This window comes from Rhodococcus gordoniae, assembly GCF_001646655.1.
GTDB lineage: Bacteria > Actinomycetota > Actinomycetes > Mycobacteriales > Mycobacteriaceae > Rhodococcus > Rhodococcus gordoniae.
In genome coordinates this window covers 119,321-136,269 of the sequence record NZ_LPZN01000011.1, presented here as the reverse complement: position 1 = coordinate 136,269, position 16,949 = coordinate 119,321, and the positions used below count along the sequence as shown (strand labels likewise).

Genomic DNA, 16,949 nt, shown 5'->3' with positions numbered 1-16,949 from the left:
GGAGTACCTTTCCCCCTCGACGACGTGCTGCCGAAATTCATTGTGTGTCATTTGCGCACGAGTTGCCTCGGCTTTCGAACGAAACCTTGTGACACATCTGTCCCAAAGCTGTTACCGCCGGGAACATCCACCGATCACTCGCCGTCCGCATGCACCGTGTGGGGACGTGCCGGGAAGTGGCGCCGGGCGTCGTACGGTTCGAGCCACACCTGCACCGTCGCGAACAGTCCGCGCTGCGGGAGCCGGAAGTCGCCGAGGCGGTCCTGCCGGCTCAGGGGACCTTCCGGACCGAGATCCACTCCACGGACCACGGCGTGCTCGGTATGGGCAACCCACAGTTGCCGCGGGTCGGCCCGGAACCACTGTCCGTTCGGCAGGTGCCCACCGAGCCGCACCCGGCCGGCGCCGAGCACCGGTCCGGCGAGACGGCCCATCGCGGCCAGCACCGTCGGACTGTGCCGGAGCACATCGGGCATCAGACTGCCCGCCGCGTTCATGACGGTGGTCGCCGGCGATGTGGTCATCCGGAGATCCCACTCCAGTTCGGTACCGGCCGTCACATGCAGGTCGGCCGGGCCGGTCCATTCGGCACGCACGTCGGTCTGCTCCGTTCGGTTCAACGCGTGACCGAGATAACGAGGGCAGCTCAGCTCCGGCGGGACGTCGCTGTACACCGTCCACGTGCTCTCCGGGTCGCGGTGCCATACGGACGTGAAGCCGTCGCCGATGCTGGTCGTCGGGAATCTGCGCAGCGCGAGATAATGGCCGCTCGCGAACGGCGCGCCGATCACGGCGTAGCCGGCGAAACGCTCTCCGGAAACCCGGGGCAGTTCGCAGGACCTCTCGGCAGCTGCGTGCGGGGTGATAGTCATGATCGTCCTCCTGAATTGCGGGTACTTCGATCCTGGGCTCACCGCCCCCGCACGTCATGAGGCCGCTGCCTCATCTTTCGAACCCGGAACTGTGCGAGGACACTGATCCCATGACGTCCACAGGGGACGGTCCGCGACGAGCGGAACTGGTCGCCGCGCTGTCCCTCGCGATCGATCTGGGTCTCGGTCAGCCGATGGAGCACATGCTGCGCTCGGCCGTGATCGCCACGCGTATCGCCGACCGGATGAAACTGACTGCAAACCAGCGCGACGTGGTGTTCTACGCCGATTTGGTCGCGTGGATCGGATGCCACGCCGATTCGCACGAACTGGCACGGATGTTCGGCGACGACATCACCTTCCGCGCCGACACCTACGCGGTGGACATGACGGGATTACCGTTCCTACGGCTACTGATGAGTCATGTCGGGCGGGGACTGCCTCACGCGGAGCGATTCCTCCATGCCACGGCCTTCCTGTTCACCGCGCGGCGGCAGATGTCCGAACTCATCCGGTCCCACTGCGGGTCCGCGAGTGTCCTCTCCGATCGGGTCGGCCTGGATCCGGAGGTGGGATCGATGCTCGCCTTCACCTTCGAGCGCTGGGACGGCGCAGGGCTACCTTCGGGCGCGCGCGGCGACGAGATTCCCGTCGAGATGCAGATCGTGCACCTGGCCGACGTGGCCGAAGTGCACCTACGGCTCGGTGGGCCGGCACAGGCGGGCGCTGTTGCTCGTGCGCGCAGCGGAACCCAGTTCGGACCCCACGTGGTGCAGGTGTTCGTCGACGCTGTCGACGCGATCACCACGGGAGTGCTCGAACAGGACGCGTGGTCGGCGGCGCTGGCCCAGGCATCCGATCGGGATTACACAGTGAGCAAACCCGAACTGGACGAGATGCTGCGCGCGATGGCAGATTTCGTCGACCTCAAATGTCCGTATCTACTGGGACATTCGCGGCGCGTCGCGGATCTGGCGGCGGCAGCGGGCCGGCATCGCGGGCTTCCGGTCGCCGAGGTCGAACTCCTCTACCGTGCCGGGCTCGTGCACGGACTGGGACGGATGGGTGTGCCCAACCAGATCTGGGAGAAGATCGATCCGCTCACCACGGCGGAATGGGAACGGCTCCGCTTGTACCCGTATCTGACCGGACGGATCCTCAGCCGCGTCGGTGGGCTGGAGTCCGTCGTCGCCGTCGCTGTGACGCACCGAGAGCGACTCGACGGTTCCGGCTATCCCGGTGGGCTCCGGGCCGCCGACCTCGGCGTGACTGCGCGAATCCTCGCCGCCGCAGAAACCTACCAGCGCCTACGAGAACCTCGGCCGCACCGCAGAGCGTTGACGGCCGAGGCCGCCGCAGCCCGGATGTGCCGTGACGCGGAAGCCGGTCGATTCGACACCGAAGCCGTCGAGGCCGTGCTGATCGCGGCCGGACACCCGACGAAGCGCCGTGCCCCCTGGCCTGCGGGATTGACGGGGCGTGAGGTGGAAGTCCTCAGACTCGTCGCTCTGGGATATTCGAACCGGCAGATCGCCGACGAGCTGGGCATCGCGCACAAGACGACCCGCAATCACGTCGAGCACCTGTACACCAAGCTCGACGTCCACAACCGCACCCAAGCGGGGCTCGCGGCCATCGACCTCGGCTTGTCCTGAGAGCGGCAGGACGATGGCACCATGGGGCCTCGATCAGGCGTGATCACCACGGGGTTCGATGTTGGCGTTGCGGTGAAAAACGTTGTCCGGATCGTACTTTCTCTTGATCTCGACCAAGCGCGCGTACTTGGTGAGGCCGTAGGTGGCCTGCACCTGCTCCTGCTCGAACTCGCTCATCGCGTTCACGTAGGAACCGATCCCGACCGAATGCGGGCGCAGAGCCTGCCAGAGGGAACGGACCCAGGTGCGCTCGGCCGGCAGCAGGTCGGAAGTGGGACAGACACCGGCCAGGAAGGCGGCGAAGCGAGGGGTGCGTTCCCCACCGAAGGCGGTGTCGTCGTCCCCGGCTTCGCAGTACGCCTCGTCCAGCCGGTAGAACAACATCATCGACAGCGGCGAGTTCTTCCTGGGCAGATGCTCAGTGACCACGGCGATCGCTTCGTCGGTGAGGGCTTCGAGATAGCAGCTCTTGTCGTAGCAGTACAGGCCCCACGCGGTGCTCTCGTCGAGGAGCCGCTGCAAGTCGACGTAAGGCATCGGGGTGACGAACTCGAACAGCGGCGGGAGCGTGTCGCGAATCCGTGCCAGGAGGTCGTGGTGTGTCTGCGGTGTTCCGAAACCGGTCACGACGAGGGCGTAGCCGGGCTGGAAGTGGTACTTCTCGGGCACGAAGGGAGCCGGCGGGGCGTTGAGTCCTGCGATCACGATGTTGAGTTCGCGCGGCAGCGTGTCGATGACCTCCCGGGCGAGTCGCAGCACCTCGGCGCCCTGGTCCAGCCCCCAGAACAGCATCCCGAACTGTACGACCGGTCCTACCTCGTGCAGGCGGAACTCGAACTCGGTCACGACACCGAAGTTTCCTCCGCCTCCGCGGATCGCCCAGAACAGATCCGGGTACTCGTCCGCGGAGGTCCGCAGGATCCGGCCGTCGGCAGTGACTACCTCGGCGGAGACGAGGTTGTCGATGCTCAACCCGGCTTGACGGGTAAGCCAGCCCATCCCCCCGCCGAGGGTCAGTCCCGCAACCCCGGTGTGACTGATCAGCCCGGCCGGGACGGCCAGCCCGTGGGCTTGGGTAGCGGCATCGAGATCACTCAGCAGCGCGCCGGCCCCGACCCGCACCCGCCTGGTATCCGGATCGACAGCTACGTGGTTGATCGGGCCGAGGTCTATCACCAGGCCGTCGTCGAGAACCGAGGAACCCGCGGTGCTGTGCGCTCCCCCGCGTACAGCGATCTCCATCGCGTGCTCGGTCGCGAAGGCAACCGCCGCCACCACGTCGGCGGTGTCACGACATCTCGCGATCATGGCCGGGTGACGATCGATGTCGGCGTTCCACACCCGCCGCGCCTCGTCATAGCCCGCATCGTCGGGACCGAGAACCGGCCCCGCCATCGTGGTTCGCAGGGTCCCGACGTCACCGCCGGTCGTGTAGGTCATGAGCGTCTCCTCCTGCCGGCACTACCTGGCGCTGGGGTGACGACGCGCATTTCGGCGCGAAAACATACTGTTCCATCGTCGAACCCCACTATTACCGACCCAGGGTTGCTTTGGACCCATCAACCGTACGTCCGGCTCTCGGGGTGCCACAAGGGCGGCCGGGTTGATCGTGGCGCGCAAGAAACGGGGCGGTGCCGGCCTGACGCGACTTGTGTGGATCCGACCCCGCTATCCGGGGTCGAGGCCACACACATCTGTTTGGGGCACGCCGTCTGGACTGCCTGCGAACTGCGGGGATACGCTTCTTTCGGCGCCCATCGAGAATCCGCTCACCCGACCACGCCGCTCGGTCCGACGTGATCTCGACGAAGGACGCATTCACCATGACTCACGACATCGCTACTTCGGCGCCTCCCGGCGCCACCGATCCCGACCGCCTGTTCACCAGCGTCGACCCGCGCGACGGGACAACCCTGGGCCAGTACCGCATCACCGGCGCCGCAGAGGTAGCCGCCACCGTAGAGCGCGCCCGTTCGGCCGCACGGTGGTGGGACGAGATCGGTTTCCGAGGTCGGCGCGATGTTCTCCTCGAGTTCAAGAAAGCCATTGCCGGTGAGGCAGATTCATTGGCTTCACTCATCTCCGCCGAGACCGGAAAACCGCACGACGACGGATTCATCGAAGTGATGCTCACCGTCGAGCACCTCGACTGGGCCGCACGGAACGCCTCGAAAGTTCTGGGCCCCGGCGCGTTTCCTCCGCCCTGCCGTCGATGAACCAGAAGGCGATCCTCGAGTACCCGCCCCTCGGTGTCGTCGGGGTCATCGGTCCGTGGAACTTCCCTGCCTTCACGCCGATGGGGTCGATCTCGTACGCTCTCGCTGCGGGTAACGCTGTGGTATTCAAGCCGTCCGAACTGACACCGGGTGTCGGCATGTGGTTCGAGAAGACTTGGAACTCCGTCGCTCCCGGCCATCCGGTTCTCCAGGTGATCACAGGTTTCGGCGACACGGGTACTTCGCTTGCGCGGGCAGGCGTCGACAAGATCGCCTTCACCGGTTCCGGTGCCACCGCACGCAAGGTGATGGCCGTATGCGCCGAGACGCTGACGCCCATGGTCGCCGAGTGCGGCGGTAAGGACGCTGTGATCGTCGCCGAGGATGCCGACCTCGACAAGGCAGCAGAAGCCGCTGCGTTCGGCACGGTCCTGAACGCAGGACAGGCATGCGCGAGTGTTGAACGTATCTATGTCGCCGATCCGGTATACCAGCAGTTCGTCGACAAGCTCGCCGCCGCCCTCTCCCGCGCCCGTCCGGGCCCGGAGGACACCGCCACATACGGTCCGATGACTTTGCCGCGGCAGGTCGAGGTGGTGCGACGCCACCTCCGCGACGCGCTGGACCACGGTGCAACGGCCGTCATGGGCAGTCTCGATTCGGTCCGGGAGCGATACATCGAACCCGTCATCCTGAAGGACGTGCCGGACGACTCCCCCGCTGTTCAGGAGGAAACGTTCGGGCCGACGGTCGTCGTCGATCCGGTCCGTGACCTCGACGAAGCCGTCGAACGGGCCAACGGCACGCACTACGGTCTCGGCGCGGCGGTGTTCACGCGCAGCAAGAAACGAGGCTTGAAGGCGGCACGCCGGATCCGTAGTGGCGCAGTCGCGGTGAACAGTGTCTTCAGCTTCGGCGCGGTACCTGCCCTCCCCTTCGGCGGTATCGGCGAGTCGGGCTTCGGCAGGATCCACGGCGCCGATGGCCTGCGCGAGTTCAGCCGGCCGCACGCGGTGACGGTGGAACGGTTCCGCGCCCCACTGGCCCTGTTCGCGGTCGACACTCCCGAGCGGGACATGAGGATCGCGAAACGTATGTTCCGGATGCGTCACGCATGGTGATCTCGAACCGGGGCATTCCCTTCGCCCGGACGCTATCGGACGGATGGATCTACAGGTCGGTGATATCTGTCAACTTGTAGTGCAACGCCGACGTCCGCATCAGGCGATGTGCGAGATGGACGCCGATGTGCTGCACGACCGGGAACTTCTTGTCGATGAGATCGCCGGCATGCTTCGACTCGTCACCGGACAACAGCCGGGCCGTCGCCCGGGCGGGCGCACCTGTCGGTTTGCCCGACCACGTGCAGGGCCGGATGCGGACTTCGGGGTAATTACGGAGCCGTTTGTTCTTCGACGCCTTGCCCGGCGTGCGGAAATAGGCGTGATCGGCTTCGACGACGAGGTTGACGGGGGTGTCCACCCACGTGCCGTCGCGCTTACGCGTCTGGAGTTGCACGACCTTCTCGTCGGCGAATCGGTTCGGAGCGTTTCCTGCCATGTCACTGATCCTCGTCTCGACGGGTCCTTCTATTGTGGATCGTGGGAGTGGCTGACGACATTGACGACCGTGCCATCCGGTGCGCGCACGAAGAACCGCCGTACGCCCCACGGCTCCGTGGTCAGCGGATGGACGATCTCGAACCCTCGACGCTGCGCTTCCTCGTAGGCGGCCTCCACCTCGTCGCCGACGTGAACCGAGATGGACGAGTCCACGGGAGCGGTCTCGTCGCCGCTGACCAACTGGACGACGGCACGACCGTCCGGAGTGGTGAACCGCGCGACCCACCCGAGGTTCATCTCTTCGACGCTCAGCCCCAGATAGTCCATGTAGAAACTCCGTGCTTCCCCGATATCCGGAACGTTGATGTTCGTGGTGATGCCGGTCGGACGCATGCAGGTCGCTCCTTCGACGATCTTCGGTGGGATCAACCCCGCTCAGTGGGGCCCAACCCACGCAAATCCGTAATCACAGACGAGGCCGCTCTCCCTGGGCACTACCGCACCGTAACCCCGATTTGGTGTTCTCGACCGGTCGAGAACACCGAATCGGGTCGTCGCTTCGTCCCGCCTCCGGAGGGGGTTCCGCTCATGATGGTCGACGGTCTCGCAGCGAAGTTCTCCAGCAATTCGTGAATTCGAGTACACCACTACTCATGCCCCGCGGGTTCGACCCCGCCAGACTCGTATCCACGGATCGGCCCGTCCCGACAATCGGAGAACTCATGTCTCTCACCAATTCCACGGCCCACCCGAAACTCGCACCCACCTTCGTCCGCTACAGCGACGACCTGGAGCGACGCGACCCCGACGAAGATGCCCTGATCGAGCGGATCGTCGAGTCGCTGCACCGTAACAACGAGTGGGCCGCCGAGAAGTACAAGCATGCGATCCGCGACGCCCACGCCAAAGGGCTCGGTGTCATGCGTGGAGAACTGACCGTATATCCGAATCTGCCCCGGCCCTATCGGCAGGGACTGTTCGCGAAAGCCCGGACATATCCGGTGCTCGTTCGCTTGTCCAGCACGGCAGGCGCGCTTCGCAGCGATCAGGTGGGCGGAGTCCGCGGAATGGCGATCAAGGTTCTGGGTGTGAGCGGTGACCGGATCATCCCGGACGGACACACGAATCAGGATTTCATTCTGGTGAACAGCGATACGTTTCCGTTCGCCGATGTGCGTTCGTACGCCGGCAAGGGAATGCGGTTCGCAAAGATCCTTGCACGCACTCCCGACCCCCTGCTTCGGACAGCCTGCTTTCTCGCCCGAGGCGCTTCGCGGATCTTCACGCCACTGCACCTCACCCTCCCGAACGATGTGCAATTGTTTGCGCGACCGAACGATCACGTCCTCGGTGAGACCTATCATTCGGCGGCGGCGCTTCGTTACGGCGACCACGTCGCCAAAATCTGCATCACTCCCCTCTCCGATTCGGTCAAGAGCCTCACCGGACAACGCATTCCTCGCAGCGCCGGCGACGACGCGCATCGCCTGTCCGTCGAGCAGTTCTTCGCGCACACCAGTGCCGACTACGAGGTGCGCGTCCAGCTCTGCACCGACACCGAGAGGATGCCGATCGAGGATGCCACCGTGCAGTGGGCCACGAGCGAGTCACGGCATGTTCCGGTGGCCCGAATTCGGATTCCCCGACAGGGCACCAGCAGCACGGCGCTGCGCACCTACGCCGAAGACGTCGTATCGTTCAATTCGTGGACCGGTCTCGCAGATCATCGTCCGTTGGGCTCGATCAATCGGCTGAAACTCCGCGTCTACAACGCGTCGAGCGAATTCAGGCACCGCAAGAACGGAATCGACCGCGTGGAACCGACCACAATTTCCGATATTCCCGAATAGTGAGCTGTATTCGCACTGCTCGAACCATATTTTTACGCTCCCGGCCTCCTTATACTGAGTTACCGTGGCCATCAATTGGCAGTTGGTCGATCGTCCCGACGAATTCGATACGATCCGATCCCAGCTGACCGGAGACGGTCAGGGCGCCATCCTGATCGGCGCCGCCGGGGTCGGCAAGACCACGCTCGCGCACCTCGTCGCCGATTCCCTCGGTTCGCCCGTGCAGTGGGTGGCGGGCACCGAGTCGGCACGCGGCATTCCACTCGGTGCGTTCGCCCCGCTCGTCGATCCGTCCACGACCCGCGACGCCGTCGCATTGGTCGGATCCGCTCGACGGTCTCTCCTGCGGCAGGGAGACATCGTGCTCGGTGTCGACGACGCGCATCTACTCGACCAGCTGTCGGCCACCTTGCTCCAGCAGCTCGCGATCGAACACACGGTGCGGATCATCGCGACGATCCGCTCCGGCGAACCCGTCCCCGACGCCGTCACCTCGCTGTGGAAGGACGACTACCTGCGGCGCATCGAATTGCGTCCGTTCACCAAAGAAGAAAGCATCCGTCTCGTCCGGTCCGTCCTCGACGGGCAGCTCGAGGAACTGAGCGCCGACGTCATGTGGGAGATGTCCGGCGGCAATGCGCTGTTCCTCCGGCATCTCGTCGAAGGTGCCCTCGATGCGGGACATCTGGTGCAGGTGTCCGGGGTGTGGCAGCTCCGCGGGCAGACCGCCGCGACACCCGGGCTCACCGAACTGCTGGAATCGCGCCTCGATCGCGCCGGCCGGGAGGTCCGTACCGCTCTCGGACCGCTCGCCTTGTGCGAGCCGCTCGACCTCGACATTCTGCTCCGCATCGCCGGTGAGGACGCCGTGGACGCGGCCGAGATGCGCGACCTGATCCGCATCGAGCCCGACGGCTCCCGGCTCGACGTGCGATTCAGTCATCCCCTGCTCGGCGAGGTCGTGCGGGGACGCATGGGCACCGCATCGGCCCGCAGGCTCCGCGGGCGGCTCGTCGACGAGCTACAGCAACGTGGGACGGGTACCGCTGCGGAACGCATCCGCCTCGCCGAGCTCTACATGGGCAGCGATCGCACTCCCGACACCGAACTCCTCGTCACCGCGGCGCGCGACGCGGTCTCGTTGTCGAATCATCCGCTCGGTGAACGCATCGCCCGCCGGGCCTGCGAACGTGGGGGCGGTATCGCCGCCGCCGAACTGCTGGCCCGCGCGCTCCTGTGGCAGGGCCACCCCGGACGCGCCGAGAAGACACTGTCCCGATTCGACCCGGAGGGCATGAACGAACTCGAGCTCATCCAGTGGGGCATGCCGCAGGTATCCATTCTCTTCTGGTCGCTCGGTGAGGTCGAGCGCGCCCACGAGATCCTCGACCTGCTGCGCGAGCGGACCCACCACCCCGCGTTGCGCACGCTCGTCGACGCGGTGACGGCCTCGGTCGCCGTCCACGAGAACAAGCTCGACGAGGGACTCTCGCTTTCCGCCGAAGTCCTGTCCGACCCGGACGCACTGGCCCAGGCGGTCGAATGGGCTGCCTTCAGCGCGGGACTGGCCATGACGGTCGCCGGTCGCGGCAGCGAGTTCGAACCCATCGCCCGCCGCTGCTTCGACATGCGGAAATCGACCGACGGCATGATCCGCACGATGATCCGGTACGGCGACGTCGTCGCCCTCGCCCAGATCGGCGACCTCGCGCTGGCGGAAGAGCGGGTCGCCGAGATCTCGTACTTCTCCTCGTCCGGTCAGTACCTCGCATGGGCGATCTCCAAGATCATGGCCGCCGTGATCCACACGAACCGCGGTTGCTTTCCCGAGGTCGTCTCGGAGATCGAACAGGCGCTGGCTGCGCTCACGGCCGAAGTTCCCCTGCCGTGGCGAGTGCCCGCAACCATTCTTCTGGCCAAGGCGTACGCCGTACTCGGGCAACCCCAGCAAGCACAGCGTGTCCTCGACGACGCCGACGAACACACCGGACTCCACACGGCGATCCATCGTCCCGCCCGGTTGATCGCACAGTCCTGGCTGGCTGCCGCCGAGAACTCCGAGCAGCGCAGCGTCGCCTTCGCCCGCGAAGCCGCCGAGGCCGCCCGCACGTCCGGGCAGTACGCCGTCGAGGCCGACGCCCTTCACGACGCCGCGCGCTTCGGAGACCGCAGTGTCGCGTGCCGCCTGGCCGAACTCGTCGACCACGTCGACGGTCCGGTGGCGTCGCTCCAAGCCCGCCACGCGGCCGCCGTGGCCAAGGCGGATGCGGCCGAACTGGACGCGGTCAGCGATGACTTCGAGCAACATGGGCTGTTCCTTCACGCTGCGGATGCCGCAGCGCTCGCGGCGTCCGCCCACACGCACGACGGCGACAGGCGACAGAGCACCGAATCCGCCGCCCGGGCATTCAAATTCGCCGCCCGCTGCGGTGGGATCACGACACCTGCGATCCAGTCTGCGGCCCACCCTTTGCCGTTGACCGCCCGCGAGCGGGAGATCGCCGCGCTCGTCGCCACGGGTCTGACGAACCGGCAGATCTCCGAGCGACTGTTCGTGTCGGTCCGCACCGTCGAAGGCCATCTCTATCGGGCGTGTATCAAGCTCGGTGTTTGCGATCGCGAACAGCTCGGACGCTTGATGCGCAACGAGGACGAGTGACGCTCGACGAGTAGTGCGCTACTCGCGACATGCCGACGGCCGCCCTCCATGCTGGGGAGAAGAACGCAGCGCCGTCCGGATCCGCATCGTGACGACGCGGAGATCCCGGGAGGAGCGCATGGTCACCGTTGCGACGTGGAACCTGGAGAACCTGTACCGTCCGGGGCACGAATCCGGACCTCCGAACGACGAGGTCTACCAGCGCAAGCTCGACACTCTCGCCGACATCGTGACCGAAGTCGACGCCGACATCCTTGCGGTCCAGGAGGTCGGCGACCCTGCCGCCCTCGACGACCTCGTCGCCCTGCTACCCGACCACTGGCACCGATGCCTGTCCGCCCATCCGGATCCGCGCGGGATCCGGGTGGGTTTCGTGTCCCGACCGGCGTTTCTCGACTCGTCCGAGATCACCGTCTATCCGGAGCCACTGGGATCCGTGCGGGTGGCCGACGGGTCTGCGCCCGACAGCTTCGCCACGCGAATGGGACGGGGCGCGTTGAGGGTTCGGGTCGCGACGGAGATCGGTGTGCTCGATCTGATCACCGCGCATCTGAAGTCCAAGCTGCTCACCTATCCCGGTAACCGGTTCGCTCCACGCGACGAGGACGAACGTGCCCGCTTCGGTGCCTACGCGCTCTACCGGCGGGCAGCCGAAGCCGCCACCGTGCGAGCAGCGGCGACCGCTCTGCTCGACGGTGCGATCGAGGACCGGTCGCCGCGCGACGACCCCGCCGTCATCGTGCTCGGCGACCTCAACGACACCGCCGACGCCGCCACCACCCGGGTGCTCCACGGGCCGCCCGGCTCCCAGATCGGCACCGGCGGGTCCCTACGCCCCGCCCACGGCGGCCGAACCCGCCTGTGGAACGTCGCCTCATTGATTCCCGAGGAGCACCGCTTCTCACGAATCTTCGAAGGGCAACCCGAGCTGATCGACCACATCCTGGTCAGCCATCGGCTGCTCGACCACCTCGAGTCCGCCACAGCCGTCACCGATGCACTGACCGGAATCACCGCAGACCCCCGCTTGCGGCGGGCCACAGTGAACTCCGATCACGCGCCGGTCGTCGTGCGTCTCCTCTGACAGGCCCGCTCACTCGATGCGGAAGCTCGCGTACGCCTTGTCGCAGGTGCGCGAGTTTCGTTCGACGATCTGCTGCAGGCAGTGCGTTTGCTCGATGATCCCCATGCCGATCTTCGAGAAGGTGTCCTCGTGGTAGACGTGGCGCGCCAGCAGCGGGTTCGTGAACGCCTGCGTGAACGCGTCGTGGGCGACCATCGTGGTCAGCAGCTCCCCCATCATGCGGTGCCGGGGATAGTCCTCGGCGAAGATCCCCACATACCACTCGACCGCGTCGACATCGCCGTAGAGCCGCGCGAGCTTCTGCTGCACCTCGACGTCCCCGGTGAGCTCGGTGAAGCTCGTCAGCCGCCCGAGTCCGAACGCCTCCCGGTAATCGTTGAACGAACGCAGCCGCGCCTGACGCATCAGCCCGACGGTCCTCTCCTCCACCGACTCACGGTCGGGGCACATCGGATGGCGGTCGATCAGGAAGGCCGGGGTGTTCCCGAGGCCGATCCTCGACGCCTTCTGCCGCGAGCACTGGTCGATGATCGACTCGATGCCCCTGTCGAGCACCAAGGGATTGTTGTCGACCAATATCCGCGTACTCACCCGCTGCGAATCGAACACCACCGTATCCGGAATCAGCGAATGCCACCGGTACAGGAGGTTGAATTCGATTGCACACCAGTTCGTTCTGTTCCACGGCGCATTGTCCGCCATGAACGGGACGAACTCGATCGGGAAGTCGAACGGTCCGATGTGCTTGATGTACTCCTCGATGACGATCTTCAACAGGATGACGATCATGATGTTGCGGGTGGTCTCGAACAACCGGTCGTCGTCCCACTCCGGGTACGCGCCTTCGAGAATGCCGGCGATCCGGTTGTGTTCGCGGAGGAACAGCACGTTCAGCACGGTGTTGCCGATCGTGCTGTTGCCGTGTTCGAGTCCGACTGCGAACACAGACTTCTTCCGCTCGTCCGGGCACAGTCGGAGAACCGTGTCCAGCAAGTACTCCCGGTCGTGCAGACCCTCGAACTTCGGAACGAACCGGAGCTCCTCCCCCGGTGTGCGCGCTGCGAACAGGAACGGCGGATACTCCTTCTTGTCGATGACCTGACTGTCGAGGCGGCCTCCGTAGCCGGCCCGCAGCATCGTCGTCTTGGCCTGGTTCACCCCGTAGATCTGACACAGGTCGATCTCGTGGTTCGAGTCGTTCTTCCGCGGGTCCTTGCTGTTCGTGCGCAGGAAGCTGTCGGTGAACCACTGCGCGAAGAACGCGAACCACACACTCGTGTCGGTCGAGGGAATCTCACGGGTGCGCCGGAACAGCGCTACCACGTCCCCGACCGCCGGCAGTTCCTCCGGCGGTGTGGTGGACGGAGGGAGGTGACGACCGCTGTAGGTGCGGTCGGTCAGACTCGTCCACGTGGTGTAGTCGGCAGCCAGCGTCAGCGGGCGCGGACGCGGCGGCACAGCGTTGGCATACTTCTCGATCGCCAGTCTGCTGGCCTGCCGTCGAGCGACCGGGATCCGCCCGACCAGCTCGGCCCCGATCCACGGGAGGCGACCGGAGAGCAGGGGCGACAACTTCATCGTGGAGTGGTGCCGACGTGGACGGCGAGTCGGTAACAGCAAAGGTGTGAACATCGAGGTTCCCGTCGTCGATATCGATGCCGGTGGAGACCGGCTAGATGCGAACCACCGAGGCGAGCCGGTACGACGCCGACAGCCGCCGGGGGTTGTTGTCCATGGTCAGCGGAGGTGAGTACCGGGAGTTCATGGTCACCCGGAAGACCACCGAGTCGGCCACGCGCGCATCGTCCCCCACCGTCCGGCGATGCGGGAAGCCCCACAGGGGATTCCACGACTCGTTGACCGGTCCGAGCGCCGCGGTGCAGTCCAGCAGAAGTGCGGGATAGGTCGCCGCGACGGCCGGGTCGATCTCGACGCCGTGCCTTTCGGCGTTCGACAACATCCAGGCGAGGCTGATGTCGGCGAGCGAGGTCGTCGGGAAGCCACCGCCGACGTCGCAATGCACTCCCGCGAACCACACCTGTTCGATGGTCTGTCCGTCCGCCGCTGGGCCTTCCCAGAGAGTCGGTGGGAACTGGCGGCGCCGCTCGTCGAGCGACAGCGCGTGGTAGCCGGCCTTGACGTTCCGATGGAGCCGGGTATCCAGGAAGCCGTAGTCCTTCTGGTCGAGCCGACCGAAGAGCGCACCCGGGATTCCGAGTGTTCCGACCGTGTCCCACACGCCGATCATCTCGATGTGCCCGTCGACCATACGGATTCCGTCAGGAAGACCGGCCCACTTCGAGTCGTCGCCTGTCCGGTTGCGGTAGGCGTGGAAGGCCTGGTCGACGAGGCGATCGGTGGGACGACGGGACGGCAGCCCGCAGTAGGCAATCATGCCGCCGAGGCTCCGCGCGGTGTACGCGCCGCGGCTGAAGCCGACGAGGAAGAGACGGTCACCTTCTTCGAAGACGTCGGCGATACGTCCGTAGCCTTCCCGTACGTTCTCGATCAGACCGTGCCCGAAGGCGCCACCGCGCAAACGCGACAGCAGGTTCCCTTCCGTACCCACTCCGGGGTCGTAGATCTTGTCCTGAGTGGTGGTCGTCGCCAGCGCTTCGTGGAAGCGGTGCACATTCGTGCGCGTACGCTCTCCCGAGTTCCAGGTTCCGTCAGCGCAATAGATGATGTTCTTCGGCATGTCGATTCGTCCTTGCCGCATCGGTTCGAAGCTGGTGCAACGATCGTCACGCGGCGGGGTGCGGCAGGCACGAGTAGTGCGCTACGCGAATGTGCTCACGTGGCGTCTCAGAACGGGGCGACCTCCGGGCACGTCCATTCCCCATCCCAGTTCGCCGCGTCAGTCTCGTCGATCCCTTCCAGCCGCGTCATGCTGATGCGCGAGTACTCGTCGACGGGGAGAACCAGGACGTATCCGTACTGGGTCGTCCACCGCGCAGGCAGCAGCACCCAGTAGTTCTGTCCGACCAACAGCGATCTCAGGCATTGGTACCGATAACCGAATCGTTCCTCCGAACTCGGATCGAGAACCGTCTCGTGCACGAGGTTCGCAGGCGCATACAGACGGTCGGCGGTGTCGAGCACGACGACGCTCTCCTTGTCCCACAGTTCGGACGCAACGTTCTGTGCCTGACCACGTCCGTACTCGGTGGCGAAGATGTTGGTGCACCAGAACAGCGCCAACACGAGCGCAACACCCGCGAACAACCAGGTCGATCGCTCCGCGGCAGACACCGTCGAGACACCGTCCGCGCCCAGCGCCGACCGGATGCCCACTCCGACGATGATCAGCACAGCTCCTACCGCCAGGAAGATCGGAACGAGCATCGCGCTGCGTACCGGAGAGAACCGCGGCACCATCACAGCCGACACCGACAGGGCCACGAGCAGGACTCCCACGCCGATCGCGCTCCATCCGGCGTGCCGGACGACTCGACGTTGCCGGCCTCGCCGAACCAGCCGCAGACCGTAGGTGCGGACCCAGAACGCCACACACGCCACCGCGAGGAACGAGACGAGCGCGGGATACAGGACGCTGACGCTGCGCAACACGTAATCGGCCGTCGTGAAACCGAAAGCGCCCGTGTCGACAGCGAAGTACGCGAATATGCTCGGGCGGAGACGAAACCGAAGTAGTAACACAGACCCGTCAGCAGGGTTGTCGGAGCGACGATGCCGGCGAGCAGGCCGACCCACATATGGGGCGGATATGCCGTTGTCGAGCGGGTGGCGTCGTCACTCATCGGGGACCGGCACATCCTCGTCGGGTGGTACGTCGTCACCCGTCACGTCGGTTGTGGTGGGAACCGTGGGCTCTGTGGTCGTCGTCGGGCCAGGCGGTGTGTCCGTCGTAGTCGGTCGAGGACCCGGGTTACGTGTCGGCACCGTGTATGACGTCGTTGCCGACCACGTCGTTGTTTCGATCGTCGGCGGCACGGACTCCGACGAAGGCCGAGGCGCACTCCCCGTCATCGACGATGTCGGCGACCCCGATCCCCCGGACGTCCGATCACACCCCGCGACTCCCACGACGCAGAGCGCCAACGCCGCAACGGCACCGGCCGTCCGATACCGAGATCGTGTGTTGAAGCCTTCGAGCGCGCGCATCTCGCAACCTCTGCTGGAGCTCCGGCAGTTCTTCGATTCGTCATGACCGTAGAACCGACGGATACGTCCGGTCACGAGTACTCCACTACTCGTTCACCGGCAGACGCACGACCCCCTGCAGAGTTGCCGCAGCGGAGCCAAGTTGCCGGTCCCGCAGCGCCACACGCGCTGTCCCACCACGAATCGAGTAGCCCTCTACTCTCCCCGGAGTGCTTGCGCGCTCGTAGCTTTCTTCTCACAGACCGCGGACGGATCCGCGTTCCTCCAGATCGGAGTACCGAGAATGAGTACGCAACCCGGACAGTGGCGGCTGTTGGACGAAGCCGAGACCGCCGCACTCTCCCTGGCCGACGAGTCGATGCCGGTGACACCGACCGTCGACAAACCCGATACCGACTCCCCGGCCTACACGGCAACCGCCTCGGAGCACTTCCCCGGCTCGAATGATGTCACCGGCGACAACGGGGACGCCGACCTGCCGGCCGACCCACCGCTCACGACACAGGAATAGATCATGGGACTCTTCTTCCGCAATCGGACGGGTGAATCCGTCTGGGTTGCATACGCATACAGTTCACCGGGTTGTCCGGACGGCGGCGACTGGGCGAAGAAGGGCTGGTGGCGGCTCACGCCGGGTGCCACGGCCAAGGTCCGCTCGGGTTTCGTCGGTGGAAGCAAGTTCTTCTTCTACGCGCACGGCGAAGGTGGCAGCCCGGAATGGAGCGGCCCGTTCGTCACAAACCTGCCGCAGCAGGCATTCGACTGGTGCTGGAACACCGCCGGCTCGTCGGGAACGAACCGCGGTCTCCAGAAGCTGATCGTTCCCACCACGAGCCTGGATCACACGGTCGTGTTCAGCTGATCGGCTACCGATTCATCCACCCGACGGCGCCGCGTCATCGTCGCGCCGTATCCACAAGGATCGA

Annotated in this window: 13 protein-coding genes and 1 pseudogene; 7 read left to right on the top strand and 7 right to left on the bottom strand. The window is 65.6% G+C overall.

Annotated features, from left to right (window positions below):
• Positions 1–134: 134 nt before the first annotated feature.
• On the bottom strand, positions 135–872 hold the full coding sequence (locus A8G18_RS06505; protein ID WP_064063217.1) for a hypothetical protein: 738 nt from the start codon (positions 870–872) through the stop codon (positions 135–137).
• 110 nt (positions 873–982) lie between these two features.
• Between A8G18_RS06505 and A8G18_RS06500 the strand changes: the two genes are divergently transcribed.
• Positions 983–2,527, top strand: a complete 1,545-nt coding sequence (locus A8G18_RS06500) for an HD domain-containing phosphohydrolase (RefSeq protein ID WP_064063216.1) — start codon at positions 983–985, stop codon at positions 2,525–2,527.
• A 33-nt stretch (positions 2,528–2,560) separates the two neighbouring features.
• On the opposite strand, the gene A8G18_RS06495 is transcribed toward A8G18_RS06500, so the two are convergent.
• Positions 2,561–3,967 (bottom strand): FAD-binding oxidoreductase, encoded by a 1,407-nt coding sequence (locus A8G18_RS06495; protein ID WP_064063215.1) that lies wholly within the window; start codon positions 3,965–3,967, stop codon positions 2,561–2,563.
• Positions 3,968–4,350: 383 nt separating this feature from the next.
• Between A8G18_RS06495 and A8G18_RS06490 the strand changes: the two are divergent.
• Positions 4,351–5,864, top strand: a pseudogene (locus A8G18_RS06490) (aldehyde dehydrogenase family protein).
• Between the two features lie 49 nt (positions 5,865–5,913).
• Here the strand turns inward: A8G18_RS06490 and A8G18_RS06485 are convergent.
• On the bottom strand, positions 5,914–6,303 hold the full coding sequence (locus A8G18_RS06485) for a PPOX class F420-dependent oxidoreductase (protein ID WP_064063214.1): 390 nt from the start codon (positions 6,301–6,303) through the stop codon (positions 5,914–5,916).
• A gap of 29 nt (positions 6,304–6,332) precedes the next feature.
• On the bottom strand, positions 6,333–6,698 hold the full coding sequence (locus A8G18_RS06480) for a VOC family protein (RefSeq protein WP_064063213.1): 366 nt from the start codon (positions 6,696–6,698) through the stop codon (positions 6,333–6,335).
• Between the two features lie 329 nt (positions 6,699–7,027).
• On the opposite strand from A8G18_RS06480, the gene A8G18_RS06475 reads away from it, so the two are divergent.
• The 3 genes from A8G18_RS06475 (at position 7,028) to A8G18_RS06465 (ending at position 11,898) form a co-directional block, all read left to right on the top strand.
• Positions 7,028–8,155: a catalase family protein gene (locus tag A8G18_RS06475; RefSeq protein WP_064063212.1), complete on the top strand. Its 1,128-nt coding sequence runs from the start codon at positions 7,028–7,030 to the stop codon at positions 8,153–8,155.
• A 64-nt stretch (positions 8,156–8,219) separates the two neighbouring features.
• The gene (locus A8G18_RS06470) at positions 8,220–10,814 is read left to right on the top strand and encodes a LuxR C-terminal-related transcriptional regulator (RefSeq protein ID WP_064063211.1); all 2,595 of its coding nucleotides are present in this window, start codon (positions 8,220–8,222) and stop codon (positions 10,812–10,814) included.
• An 88-nt stretch (positions 10,815–10,902) separates the two neighbouring features.
• Positions 10,903–11,898, top strand: a complete 996-nt coding sequence (locus A8G18_RS06465; RefSeq protein ID WP_245207790.1) for an endonuclease/exonuclease/phosphatase family protein — start codon at positions 10,903–10,905, stop codon at positions 11,896–11,898.
• Positions 11,899–11,907: 9 nt separating this feature from the next.
• Here A8G18_RS06465 and A8G18_RS06460 read toward each other — a convergent pair whose 3' ends face one another.
• The 3 genes from A8G18_RS06460 to A8G18_RS06450 form a co-directional block, all read right to left on the bottom strand.
• On the bottom strand, positions 11,908–13,476 hold the full coding sequence (locus tag A8G18_RS06460) for a peroxidase family protein (RefSeq protein ID WP_064063209.1): 1,569 nt from the start codon (positions 13,474–13,476) through the stop codon (positions 11,908–11,910).
• Positions 13,477–13,570: 94 nt separating this feature from the next.
• On the bottom strand, positions 13,571–14,596 hold the full coding sequence (locus A8G18_RS06455; protein WP_245207789.1) for a DUF2235 domain-containing protein: 1,026 nt from the start codon (positions 14,594–14,596) through the stop codon (positions 13,571–13,573).
• Positions 14,597–14,703: 107 nt separating this feature from the next.
• Positions 14,704–15,468 (bottom strand): hypothetical protein, encoded by a 765-nt coding sequence (locus A8G18_RS06450; RefSeq protein WP_147290693.1) that lies wholly within the window; start codon positions 15,466–15,468, stop codon positions 14,704–14,706.
• Between the two features lie 838 nt (positions 15,469–16,306).
• Here A8G18_RS06450 and A8G18_RS06440 point away from each other — a divergent pair.
• The gene (locus tag A8G18_RS06440; protein WP_064063205.1) at positions 16,307–16,534 is read left to right on the top strand and encodes a hypothetical protein; all 228 of its coding nucleotides are present in this window, start codon (positions 16,307–16,309) and stop codon (positions 16,532–16,534) included.
• Between the two features lie 3 nt (positions 16,535–16,537).
• Positions 16,538–16,885 carry a DUF1036 domain-containing protein gene (locus tag A8G18_RS06435; RefSeq protein ID WP_064063204.1) on the top strand — a complete coding sequence of 116 codons (348 nt, stop codon included), beginning with the start codon at positions 16,538–16,540 and terminating at the stop codon, positions 16,883–16,885.
• The last annotated feature ends 64 nt before the right edge of the window (positions 16,886–16,949 follow it).

What these genes read in the sequence shown, in the direction of transcription:
- A8G18_RS06505 (WP_064063217.1), bottom strand. Translation starts at nt 872, where the DNA reads ATGACTATCACCCCGCACGCAGCTGCCGAGAGGTCCTGCGAACTGCCC.
- A8G18_RS06500 (WP_064063216.1), top strand. Translation starts at nt 983, where the DNA reads ATGACGTCCACAGGGGACGGTCCGCGACGAGCGGAACTGGTCGCCGCG.
- A8G18_RS06495 (WP_064063215.1), bottom strand. Translation starts at nt 3,967, where the DNA reads ATGACCTACACGACCGGCGGTGACGTCGGGACCCTGCGAACCACGATG.
- A8G18_RS06485 (WP_064063214.1), bottom strand. Translation starts at nt 6,303, where the DNA reads ATGGCAGGAAACGCTCCGAACCGATTCGCCGACGAGAAGGTCGTGCAA.
- A8G18_RS06480 (WP_064063213.1), bottom strand. Translation starts at nt 6,698, where the DNA reads ATGCGTCCGACCGGCATCACCACGAACATCAACGTTCCGGATATCGGG.
- A8G18_RS06475 (WP_064063212.1), top strand. Translation starts at nt 7,028, where the DNA reads ATGTCTCTCACCAATTCCACGGCCCACCCGAAACTCGCACCCACCTTC.
- A8G18_RS06460 (WP_064063209.1), bottom strand. Translation starts at nt 13,476, where the DNA reads ATGAAGTTGTCGCCCCTGCTCTCCGGTCGCCTCCCGTGGATCGGGGCC.
- A8G18_RS06455 (WP_245207789.1), bottom strand. Translation starts at nt 14,596, where the DNA reads ATGCCGAAGAACATCATCTATTGCGCTGACGGAACCTGGAACTCGGGA.
- A8G18_RS06440 (WP_064063205.1), top strand. Translation starts at nt 16,307, where the DNA reads ATGAGTACGCAACCCGGACAGTGGCGGCTGTTGGACGAAGCCGAGACC.
- A8G18_RS06435 (WP_064063204.1), top strand. Translation starts at nt 16,538, where the DNA reads ATGGGACTCTTCTTCCGCAATCGGACGGGTGAATCCGTCTGGGTTGCA.